Origin of the sequence: Arthrobacter crystallopoietes BAB-32, from assembly GCF_000328305.2 — a bacterium.
GTDB classification, from domain to species: domain Bacteria; phylum Actinomycetota; class Actinomycetes; order Actinomycetales; family Micrococcaceae; genus Crystallibacter; species Crystallibacter crystallopoietes_A.
This window is the reverse complement of record NZ_ANPE02000172.1, coordinates 1-10,510: the sequence shown is the minus strand read 5'-3', so window position 1 is coordinate 10,510 and position 10,510 is coordinate 1. Positions and strand designations below refer to the sequence as shown.

Sequence of the window (10,510 nt, the reverse complement as noted above, 5' to 3'; positions counted from 1 at the left end):
GCCGTCGTCGATAAGATCAACAACGTGGCCACGGACATGCGCGACAAGCCGCTGGAAGACGTTGTCATCCGGAACATCACGGTCGAGAAGCTTTAGCCAGATCATCGTCCCCGCCCCGTCCGCCCTTGGATTGGGCGGGGATCGCTCTTTTCCAGGAGATCTTCGTCCATGTCTTATGGAATGCCGGCGCAACCGCCGACGTCCGCCGCGCCGGTCTGCCCGCGCCACCCGGACCGCGTTTCGTATGTGCGGTGCCAGCGGTGCGGCCGCCCTGCCTGCCCGGAATGCCAGCGCAGCGCAGCGGTAGGCGTGCAGTGCATCGACTGCGTGCGGGAGACGGCGCGCAGTATGCCGGTCCAACGTACGGTTTACGGCGGGGTGGCCGCGCCGGGCAAGCCTGTGGTGACGATGACGCTGATGGCGCTCTGCGCCGGGGCCTTCCTGCTGCAGTGGCTGGTGCCCGGATTCACGGAGAGGTTCTGGTACGCGCCGCTGTATACCTTGCCCAACCCGATCTACGATGCCGAACCGTGGCGCATGATCACCAGCGCATTCCTCCATTCACAGGGCTTCATCCTCCACATTGCGTTCAACCTGTACGCCCTGTGGATCCTGGGCAACCATCTGGAACCGCTGCTCGGCAGGCTGCGTTTCCTGGCGCTGTATCTGCTTTCGGCGTTCGGCGGGTCAGTGGCCGTTCTGCTGCTGTCTGCACCGAATGTACCCGTCCTAGGTGCCTCCGGCGCTGTCTTCGGCCTCTTCGGCGCCTTGTTCATCGTCCAACGGCAGCGCGGCGGCGACGTGAAGTCCTTGTTGGTGCTGATCGGCATCAACGTGGTCCTGGGGTTCGTAGTCTCTGGGATCTCCTGGCAGGCCCACTTGGGCGGTCTTGCCGTGGGCGCCCTGGCTGCGCTTGCCTTGGCCTATGCGCCGCGGGGGAAGAACCGCACAGCGCTGCAAGTCGGCGGACTCCTTCTCCTTTTCCTGCTGCTGGCCGGTGTCACAGCCTTGAAGAGCATGGCCTGAGCGTCCCCGCCCCTGACGGCCGGTTTGCCCCACACCCGCGGAGCAGGCCGGCCGCACTGTTTAAAACGCCAGTCCCGGACTTCATCCCCGAGTTTTTCACCGCGGATTGCTCCTTATCCACAGGAGTTATGCACAGCGGGGAAAACTTACACACATGTAATTCCACACATGTGGACGGGCTATTGCAGGGCAGCAAGGCTATCCGTTGGACCGCCGGAGGAACTTTATGCACTGCTGTGGAAAACTCTGTGCACAAGTGGGTATAGCAAGATCGCTGCTCAGCTTGAAGCCGATGTTCGGATCCTTGAGTACTGCCCCGATTCCTCCGACGTCAGCAATCCCCCGGGCTGCGCATCCAGTTGTCGTGGTGATGGCCGCGGAGCCTCGGCTGCGACTTCGTGAGGGTGGCGGCCTTGCTTAGCAGTGATCCACCGATCGGCCTCCGGTCCTGGCGATGCAGCCGCGCTGAGACCAAGGCCATGCCGGCAGACCCTCGGTGAAGAAGCGCTCTTGCTCGCGGCCGATGGCCTAACTTGGTGCCTCGATGTGGACAGTCGCGTTCAAGTTCCCGTTAGGGGCTCCTGCTGGGCTGTGCCTGCCGGTCAAGGGTCAGTGTTCCACCGCTAGTCGTTGTAGGAGGAGGGACATTCGGTGCGGGATGACTTCGGTCGTCGCGACAGAGGTACTACTGCGTTGCACACCCGGCGCCAGCTGGATGCTTTGCGTGATTCGGTGCAGGTCGACCGTGTCGCTTGCAACCACTCGAAGCATGAGGTCTGCATCACCGGTGGTGGTGTGCGCTTCGACAACTTCTGGGATCGCAGCGATCGCGGCATACACGGAGTCGATCGATTGCTGCGACACCGATAGCGTTACGAAGGCAAGGAGCGGCCTTCCGAGAGCTGCGGGAGAGAGCGCGGCGCTGGGCGGTCCGAGCGCGTCGGCATCGCGGAGCCTCTTCAGGCGTGCGTGGACCGTGTTCCGGGACACCCCCAGTCGGTTGCCTATCTCAATGAGCGAAGCATCCTGAGAGCTATCCCTGGCAAGCAGTATGCGGGCATCAATCGCGTCAAGGCTGTACATGTGACAGAGAATACCCGGCCAGTGCGCCCTTCAACCTTGCATATGCACGCCCAAATTTCGCGTGGTTGTGCATACGTCTTTCCCGGCCTAGGTTTTGGCGGTATGACTACAGCATCACAGACGATCAACTTGCCGCGAATCGATCTGCGAGGGTTCACCTCCCCCGTGCAGTTCCTGCCCCGATTGAGTGAGGAGCTCGGCATCGAGGTTTGGGCCAAGCGCGACGACCTGGGCTCAGTAGGCCTTGCCGGCAACAAAGTGCGCAAGTTGGAGATGGAGCTCGCGCACGCGAAGGCTCTGGGCGCCACCCATATTGTGACCGAAGGCTCCCGCCATTCCAACGCAACACGAGCGGCCGCCGCCGCTGCTGCGGCGATCGGGATGAAGTGTACCCTCGTGCTCTGCCATGATGAGCCGAAGGAGCCCGTGGGAAATCTTCTCCTTGATGCCCTGTTCGGAGCCGATCTCCGCCTTGTTGGTGATGTTTCCTGGGTGGAGCTTGCTCGGCTGGCCGAGGATGTCATCCGGGAACTCGAGGCTGGCGGTGAGCGCGTCTACCGACTTCCCATCGGTTCCGCTACTGGCCGAGGCGCCACAAGCTTCGCGCGCGCATACATCGAAGCGGACGAGCAAATTCAGGCACAGGGAGCCACGTTCAACACGATCGTGCACGCCAGCTCCGCGGGGAGCACGCACGCGGGGCTCACGCTCGGGCGAGCTATCAGCCGGAAGGCGACTCGTATCATCGGTGTCATCGTCGCGGGAGAGGTGTACGACGATGTGCCGGGGAACTATCTTCGGCTCGCAAACGAGGCCGCAAGCCTCATCGCACCCTCCATCAGCATCGCTCCCTCCGACCTCGAGATGACCGAGGACTACCTGGGAGAAGGCTACGGGAAGCCAGCCGCGGGCGTCATGGAGGCCGTCGACCTGATGGCACGTCTCGAGGGAATCGTGGTCGACCCTGTGTATACGGCAAAAGCGGTCGCAGCGATCATCGATATGGCTCGCAGGAAAACGATCGAAGGACCGGTGCTGTTCTGGCATACCGGCGGATACCATGCGATTTTCGACCCGAGCTACACCTCGACCATCTGGTCGAGCCTTGCTCGCCTCCGGGACATCCGCCTCTGAGCGCATCCTGTCGGTCCGGTCATCCATCGACAGCGCGGATGACCACTCAAAGCAGCGGGCTGCACGGCATAAGAAGATGCGGCACCACCATCCCAACCGCCGGCGGCGTCAACGCGAAAATCCGACCGCGACATGCCGCGTGAGGCTGCCGCCGGCCGCGCTTGCCCCTGGTACTTCACATTCAGTCTGCGTTATCCACAAGGGTTATACACAGCGTGGATAACTTACAGGCATGTGATTCCCGCCGATTTAAGGCTCCATGGCGGGTCGAAGGCTACATGGAAGCAGGTTTTCCCCGCTGGTTTTGCACCTCTGTGGATAACTTTCTGCACAACTGTGAAAACTGCGGGACTTGAGGACAGATCCCCCAGCGCGGAGAGAGTCGATAATTCTGCCTCCCCTGGCGACCTGTGTGCCAAGATCCAGGACGGAAGCTAACCCGGCCTGCGGAGCTCGGGGCGGACAAGACTTGGGATTTCACAGTCCACTGCCACTTATCCACACGAGTTATACACAGGGTGGATAACTTACAAATGTGTGATTTTTACTCATGAAACGTTCAACTAGGCGGTCCCAAAGCATGAGGAGCAAGTTATCCCCGAAAGTTTTGCACTGGTGTGGAAAACTTTCTGCACAACTGTGAAAACCACAGGGCTTGATAATGTCGAACTCTGAGCCGCTTAACAGTTTCAGCAAACCCTTGGGGAAGCTTTGAAGCCGGGGTCGGCTAAGCAGGAGGACCCGCAGCGCGGCTCGCGGGACGCGATAACCGTCCTGATAGCGAAATATTGGAAAGCTTCGCTGAAATATGGATTCGCGGATGGTCCGACTTCCGGTAGCGTTGGGAAACTAGCGTCGGCTCGACCAGCCGACCGCCTGCAGACGGTCGCCGGCAGAACCGGGCGACGGTCGAGCAAGTAACGCTGTGCATTACCGCATCCGGTGCAGCCGCCGCGAGCCCCGCGGCCTGCCAGGTAGAGGATCAGCCGCCCCTCATACGTGCCTCCTTCAAGCACGCGCCGCGTTGCCCGACCACCATGCGCACCTCCGGTCATCCGGAGCTGACGAAAAGGAATGACAAGTGACTGCCGAAGTTATCAACACGTCTCCCATCGAACTCACCACGGACGAGATCTTTGCCGCACACGAGGGCGGGAAGCTCGAAGTTGGCCTGACCGCTCCGTTGGAATCCAAGCGCGACCTGTCCATCGCCTACACACCGGGAGTCGCGCAGGTTAGCCGCGCCATCCATGCGGAACCGGAACTTGCCCGCCAGTACACCTGGGCCTCACGGCTCGTCGCCGTCGTTAGCGACGGCAGCGCGGTGCTCGGCCTCGGCGACATCGGCGCCAGTGCCTCGCTGCCGGTGATGGAAGGCAAGGCCGCGCTCTTCAAGCAGTTCGCCGGGCTGGATTCCATCCCGCTGGTCATCGAATCCAACGACGTGGACGAGATCGTCGAAACCGTCGTCCGCATGCGCTCCAGCTTTGGTGCTGTCAACCTCGAGGACATTTCGGCTCCGCGTTGCTTCGAAATCGAAGCGCGGCTGATCGAGGCCCTGGACATGCCCGTGATGCATGACGACCAGCATGGCACTGCGGTCGTCGTGCTCGCCGCCCTCATGAATGCGGCCAAGTTCGTCGGCCGGGAATCCTCGTCGCTCAAGATCGTCATCTCCGGGGCCGGTGCGGCTGGCATCGCCGTGGCGGAAATCCTCCTGGCGGCCGGCATCAGCGATGTGACGATCCTGGACTCGCGCGGCGTTATCCACAGCGGACGCGAAGATCTGACCGAGGTCAAGGCCGAGTATGCCGCGCGCACCAACCCGCGCGGCACGACGGGCGGGATCGTTGAGGCGCTGGCCGGCGCGGACGTCTTTGTCGGCGTATCGGCCGGCACTGTTCCCGAGGAGGCGCTGGCGGGCATGTCGGAAGACGCCATCGTCTTCGCGCTGTCGAATCCGGATCCGGAGGTCCACCCGGAGATTGCAGCCAAGTACGCCAAGGTCGTGGCCACCGGCCGGAGCGACTTCGCAAACCAGATCAACAATGTGCTCGCCTTCCCCGGGATCTTCCGCGGCGCCCTCGATTCCGGAGCGCGCCGGATCACGTCCGGGATGAAGGTGGCCGCGGCCAACGCCATCGCGGAAATCGCCGCCGAGAAGCTGAGCGCCGACTACATCATTCCGAGCCCGCTGGATGCCCGGGTGGCTCCGGCCGTAACCGCTGCAGTCATGGCGGCGGCCGAGGCCGAACAAGCCTAGTCTGCCCGAACACCAAAGGTGCCCGCCGCGTCGATGACAGCGGCGGGCACCTTTTGGTTAACGACGGCTTGTCAGACGTGGCTAAAGACGGTGTGTCAGGAGCGCCAGCGGGTGGTCATCATGAAGCCGACGATCGCGATGCCGAATCCGATGAGGATGTTCCAGGAGCCGGCTGCGGCGATCGGCCACTGCGCCTCGGTGATGTAGAAAACGATGATCCAGAGGAGGCCGATGATCATCAGGCCGAACATCACCGGCTTGAACCACACCGGGTTCGGCTTGTACTCAGGTGCAGCCGCCTGGGGCCTGCGTTCGGTCCGCTTACGGGGCTTCGACTCTGGCACTGATCCTCCTCGCGGTCCGGCACTAAGGTGGGCGGGCCGCCGTCGTTATTGGAAAGACGGACAATTGCGGCTGGCCGTACAAGGTATTCTGCTTAGGGAGACTTGGAAAACCAGCGCAATCTCGCTGCTTCAGTCTAGCTAATACTGCTTTCGGCCGTGGCCTTGCCACGAGCGTGCCGCGGCCGCAGCAGCTTCGGTGATTTCGGGAGGGCCATGACGGACGTGATGGAAGCAACTGCGCCGACACGCCGGTCTGCCCGACGCAAGCGCAACGGCAACCAGCAGCGGCGTCGCGGACCCGTACAGATCATTGTCCAGGTATTCGGTGAACTGCTCATCACGGCGGGCGTGGTGCTGCTTTTGTTCCTGGCCTGGGAGCTGTGGTGGACAAATATCGAGGCCAACCAGAAGCAGGACGAGGCCCTCACCGGCCTGTTCGAGGAATTCCAGCAGGCGCCTGTGCCGCCAGCGGAAAAGAACGACGGCGGTGCCTCGCCTGATCCGGCAGTCCCGCCGGTGTTGGGGGAACCGGCCGAGGGCGAGACTTTCGGCGTCATCTACATTCCGCGGTTCGGCGAGGACCACGCGCGGCCGCTGACCGGCGGGGTCAGCCTCGAGGTGCTCGACACCCTGGGACTGGGGCACTACCCCGGTACGCAAATGCCGGGCGAGGTGGGCAATTTCGCCGTGGCCGGCCACCGGCAGACGCATGGCCAGGTGCTCGATCTGATCCACACGCTGGTGCCGGGCGACAAGATCTACATCCAGACCAAGGACGGCTTCTACACGTACGTGTTCCGCAACAACGAAATAGTCATGCCGGACCAGGTCGAAGTGATCGCTCCGGTGCCTGCCATGCCTGACGCGAAGCCGAGCGAACGCTACCTGACCATGACAGCCTGCAACCCCCGGTTCGGAGCCGAGGAGCGGATCATCGCCTACGCGCTGATGGAATCCTGGCAGCCGGCCTCGGAGGGGCCGCCGGAGGAAATAGCCGAGCGGGTTGCCGAGTTCTATGGAAAGGGAGGCTGACGCGTGTACGCCTGGATCTTCCGCAACCTGCCGGGACCGCTGTGGATGCGCATCCTGCTGTCCCTCCTGCTGGTCGCCGCGGCCGTGCTGCTGCTGATGGAGTACGTTTTCCCGTGGCTGTCCCAGTTCAATCCCCTGACCGACTCGACGATTGGCGTCACTGAGTAATCATGACCAACACCCCGCGCATTCTGGTTGTCGACAACTACGACAGCTTCGTCTACACCCTGGTGGGCTACCTGCAGCAGCTCGGAGCCGAAACCACCGTGGTCCGCAACGACGACGTCACCCTGGAGGAAGCGGCCGAGCTCGCTTCGTCCCGCGATGGCGTGCTCATCTCCCCCGGCCCGGGCAATCCGGCCGAAGCCGGAGTCTGCATCGAGCTGATCAAGTGGTGCGGCGAACAGCGGAAACCGATGCTGGGCGTCTGCCTGGGCCACCAGGCGCTGGCCGAAGCCTACGGCGGCACGGTCACGCATGCGCCGGAACTGATGCACGGCAAGACCTCGCACGTGGTGCATCATGGGCAGAACGTCTTCGCCGGGGTGCCGAGTCCGTTTACGGCCACGCGCTACCACTCGCTCGCCGCCGTCCGCGCCACCATTCCTGCCGAGCTGGAGATTACCGCGGAGACCGAGGGCGGCGTGGTCATGGGGCTGGCGCACCGTACGGCGCCGCTGTGGGGCGTGCAGTTCCACCCCGAATCCGTGCTGACGGAGTCGGGCTACCTGATGCTGGGCAACTGGCTCGAATCCCTGGGCATGGAGGGTGCCGCGGCCAAGGCTGCCGCGCTGAGCCCGCTGATTAGCCGCTAGCACCGCCCGGGGCGGCTGTCCGGGCTAGTCGTTCCCGCGGTTCCGGCGGTCGTCGTCGTTATTGCCGCCGTTTCCGCCGTTGTCCTCGTTGCCACTGTCACCGGAGCCGCGATTGCCGGAGTTGTCCTCCGTCTCCTCCGGCGCCGGAGTCTCCTTTTCCGGTTCGATGGCGACGCTGATGGTGACTTCCGTGCCTTGGGCGACGTCGCTGCCCGCCTCGTGGCTCTGGGCGACCACCGTGCCGGGGGCCACCACTTCGTTCTCGACCCTGACCACGCGGTAGGGCAGGGCGACGGCAGGATCGTCCTGCAGCAGGCTGATGGCTTCGGCCTCGGTCTTGCTGATCAGCTCAGGCACCGTCACCATGCCGGTGGAGATCACCAGGTCCACCGTGGAGCCGGTCCGCACCTTCTCCCCCGCCCTGGGATCCGTGCCGATCACGTTGCCCTGCGGCACGGTGGCGCTGTTGGCCGAAATGTTCTCACCGGGATTCACGCCCAGCTGGCGCAGCATGTCGCGGACTTCGCCTTCTGTGCGGCCGCTGAGGTTTTCCGGGATGTTGGCGAATTCCTTGCCCTGCGAGACGAAGAGGCGCACCTCGCTGTCGGGCAGGACCATTTCCCCATCGGCGGGATCCGAGTCGATGACTTTGCCGGCATCCACCTCGTCACTGAACTGTTCTTCGATGATGGGGTTCAGCCCGGCCCGGTTGATGGCGTTGGCCGCCTCCGTCTGCTCCAAGCCGGCCACCGGCGGTACGGCAACCGGGTCCGGTTCGGCGTTGCGGAGGAAATTGAACAGGAAGAAGGCGCCGGCAGCCAGCAGCAGCACGAGGGCAATGATGAGCGTGGTTGTCCAGGCGCGGCGGCGCGAGCGGCGGCGGGAGGCCTCCTCCGCGTCGTCCTCAGGCTGCATGCCGAGCGACAGTGCAGCCGTGTGCTGTTCGCCCGTGATCGGGCCGGTGAAGTCCGCGCCGTCGTACTCTTCGTCCGGCGATTCGCCGGCCTCCGGGGTGAACGGTGCGGCATGGCCGGCCTGCGTGACCGGCACCGGAAGGGGTGCGGCACTGAAGGCAGCGGTGGGGGCGGCCTGCGCCGGCATTGCTTCGGTGCGGGCCTCCCCCGCGGGGGCGACGGCGATACCCTCGCGGGCGCCTTCCAAGGCGGCGCTGAAGGACGCGGCATCCTGGAAACGGTCTGCCTTGTCCTTCTGCAGCGCACGGGCCAGCACCGAATCCAAGGCCGCGCCGACTTCGGGATTGAAGCGGCTGGCAGGGTCCGGCTGTTCCCGCACATGCTGGTACGCCACCGATACCGGACTGTCGCCCACGAAAGGCGGCCTTCCGGCGAGCATTTCGTAGAGCAGGCAGGCGGCGGAATAGAGGTCGCTGCGCGCGTCCACCGCCTCGCCGCGTGCTTGTTCGGGCGAGAGGTACTGCGCCGTCCCCAGGACCGCCTGGGTCTGGGTCATCGTGGCGGCGGAGTCGGCCAGGGCACGGGCGATGCCGAAGTCCATGACCTTGACTTGCCCGTCCGGGGTCACCATGACGTTGGCGGGTTTGATGTCACGGTGCACGATCCCGGAGCGGTGGCTGTAGCGCAGCGCGGCGAGGACTCCGAGGGTGTGGTCGACCGCCTGGTCGATGGTGAGTTCACCGGACCTGATGAGGTCCCGGAGTGTGCGGCCGCTGACGTACTCCATCACGATGAAGGGAGCCTTGACGTCATGGGTGGCCGCGCCGGGCAGTTCCTGCTCGCCGGTGTCGTAGACGGCCACGATGGCCGGATGGTTCAGCCCGGCGACGGCTTGGGCTTCCCGGCGGAACCGGGATTGGAACACCGGGTCGCGCGCCAGATCGGGCCGCAGCTGCTTGATCGCCACGGTGCGTCCGAGGCGGATGTCACGGCCGAGGTGCACATCGGCCATGCCACCGCGGCCGATGAGCTCACCTACTTCGTAACGTCCGTTGAGGATCTGTGACGATTCCACCGAATACTTACCTTCCATCTTCCGATCCGCGCCAGCTGGAGTCGGCTATCCTTCCGAATCGGGACCGGTCGTGGGCAGTGTGGGGGTTTCCGCCGGCTCCGTTGTTTCCTCCGGGCCGCTGGAAACCACGTAGCTGACAGTGGCGCCGTTGGGCACCTCCGAGCCCTCGCCCGGATCGATCCGCAGCACGGTTCCGGCCGGCTCATCACTGGGCTCCTCACCGGACTTCTGCGGAACCAGGCCGGCGCTGAGCAGCGCTTCGCGGACCTGCTGTTCCTCCTGGCCGGTCAGGCCGCCGGGAACCTGGATGGTGCCGGGGCCTTCCGAATAGGTGACCCTGATGGTGGCCCCGCGCTCGACGGCTCCCGAGGGGAAGATATCGAGAACGGTGCCTTCGGCCGCATTGTCTTCAACCTGCTGGCCGTCCACCTCAAAGCCCAGGCTTTCCAGCTCCGCCCGCACCTCGTCGAAGGGCCGGCCCTGGAATCGCACTGGATTCAATTGGACGGTCTCCGGTGTCTCGGGCCGGGTCTGCGTCTGGGTTTGCGTTTCCTGGGTCTGCGTGGGACTCGCGCTGGTGGTAGTGGGCGACGCCGAGCGGGTCGTCCGCGTGGCCGTCGCCGTTTCGCTTGGGTCTTCTCCGGCGGTCAGCATGGGTACCAGCCAGGCGCCGAGCAGAGCGAACAGCACGAGCAGGATCAGCCCTACGAAGGGCCAGGTCCAGGGGCTGCGCTTCTTCGGCCGGGCGGCTGGCGGCGGGGCCTGTTCGCCCTCGTCGTCGACGTCCGATTCGGTCCAGGCGCGTTCCGCGCCCAGCGGCCGGT

General features: G+C 64.3%; 10 protein-coding genes. 6 read left to right on the top strand and 4 right to left on the bottom strand.

Annotation, left to right across the window (positions count from 1 at the left end):
- Positions 1-348 precede the first annotated feature (348 nt).
- Positions 349-1,026, top strand: a complete 678-nt coding sequence (locus D477_RS14065; protein WP_005270396.1) for a rhomboid family intramembrane serine protease — start codon at positions 349-351, stop codon at positions 1,024-1,026.
- Between the two features lie 609 nt (positions 1,027-1,635).
- On the opposite strand, the gene D477_RS14060 is transcribed toward D477_RS14065, so the two are convergent.
- On the bottom strand, positions 1,636-2,109 hold the full coding sequence (locus tag D477_RS14060) for an Lrp/AsnC family transcriptional regulator (protein ID WP_005270394.1): 474 nt from the start codon (positions 2,107-2,109) through the stop codon (positions 1,636-1,638).
- A 102-nt stretch (positions 2,110-2,211) separates the two neighbouring features.
- On the opposite strand from D477_RS14060, the gene D477_RS14055 reads away from it, so the two are divergent.
- Complete coding sequence (locus tag D477_RS14055; RefSeq protein WP_005270392.1) at positions 2,212-3,243, top strand: 1-aminocyclopropane-1-carboxylate deaminase/D-cysteine desulfhydrase; 1,032 nt, start codon at positions 2,212-2,214, stop codon at positions 3,241-3,243.
- A gap of 1,081 nt (positions 3,244-4,324) precedes the next feature.
- Complete coding sequence (locus D477_RS14050) at positions 4,325-5,506, top strand: NAD(P)-dependent malic enzyme (protein WP_005270390.1); 1,182 nt, start codon at positions 4,325-4,327, stop codon at positions 5,504-5,506.
- A gap of 95 nt (positions 5,507-5,601) precedes the next feature.
- Here the strand turns inward: D477_RS14050 and D477_RS14045 are convergent, their stop codons facing one another.
- Positions 5,602-5,850 carry a cell division protein CrgA gene (locus D477_RS14045; RefSeq protein WP_043847065.1) on the bottom strand — a complete coding sequence of 83 codons (249 nt, stop codon included), beginning with the start codon at positions 5,848-5,850 and terminating at the stop codon, positions 5,602-5,604.
- Between the two features lie 213 nt (positions 5,851-6,063).
- Here D477_RS14045 and D477_RS14040 point away from each other — a divergent pair, with 213 nt between their 5' ends.
- From D477_RS14040 to D477_RS14030, 3 genes are read left to right on the top strand one after another with little or no spacing between them, the layout of a single operon-like run.
- Complete coding sequence (locus tag D477_RS14040; protein WP_005270377.1) at positions 6,064-6,882, top strand: class E sortase; 819 nt, start codon at positions 6,064-6,066, stop codon at positions 6,880-6,882.
- Positions 6,883-6,885: 3 nt separating this feature from the next.
- A complete protein-coding gene (locus tag D477_RS22740; protein ID WP_005270376.1) occupies positions 6,886-7,050 on the top strand; it encodes a hypothetical protein in 165 nt (54 codons plus the stop codon).
- 2 nt (positions 7,051-7,052) lie between these two features.
- On the top strand, positions 7,053-7,697 hold the full coding sequence (locus D477_RS14030; protein ID WP_005270373.1) for an aminodeoxychorismate/anthranilate synthase component II: 645 nt from the start codon (positions 7,053-7,055) through the stop codon (positions 7,695-7,697).
- Between the two features lie 24 nt (positions 7,698-7,721).
- Here D477_RS14030 and pknB read toward each other — a convergent pair whose 3' ends face one another.
- Together pknB and D477_RS14020 are read right to left on the bottom strand one after the other, a co-directional pair.
- Positions 7,722-9,704 (bottom strand): Stk1 family PASTA domain-containing Ser/Thr kinase, encoded by a 1,983-nt coding sequence (gene pknB, locus D477_RS14025; protein ID WP_005270368.1) that lies wholly within the window; start codon positions 9,702-9,704, stop codon positions 7,722-7,724.
- A gap of 27 nt (positions 9,705-9,731) precedes the next feature.
- Positions 9,732-10,510 (bottom strand): PASTA domain-containing protein (locus D477_RS14020; RefSeq protein ID WP_005270366.1); only part of this gene is annotated, 779 nt, incomplete at its 5' end.

What these genes read in the sequence shown, in the direction of transcription:
- D477_RS14065 (WP_005270396.1), top strand. Translation starts at nt 349, where the DNA reads ATGCCGGTCCAACGTACGGTTTACGGCGGGGTGGCCGCGCCGGGCAAG.
- D477_RS14060 (WP_005270394.1), bottom strand. Translation starts at nt 2,109, where the DNA reads ATGTACAGCCTTGACGCGATTGATGCCCGCATACTGCTTGCCAGGGAT.
- D477_RS14055 (WP_005270392.1), top strand. Translation starts at nt 2,212, where the DNA reads ATGACTACAGCATCACAGACGATCAACTTGCCGCGAATCGATCTGCGA.
- D477_RS14040 (WP_005270377.1), top strand. Translation starts at nt 6,064, where the DNA reads ATGACGGACGTGATGGAAGCAACTGCGCCGACACGCCGGTCTGCCCGA.
- D477_RS14030 (WP_005270373.1), top strand. Translation starts at nt 7,053, where the DNA reads ATGACCAACACCCCGCGCATTCTGGTTGTCGACAACTACGACAGCTTC.
- pknB (WP_005270368.1), bottom strand. Translation starts at nt 9,704, where the DNA reads ATGGAAGGTAAGTATTCGGTGGAATCGTCACAGATCCTCAACGGACGT.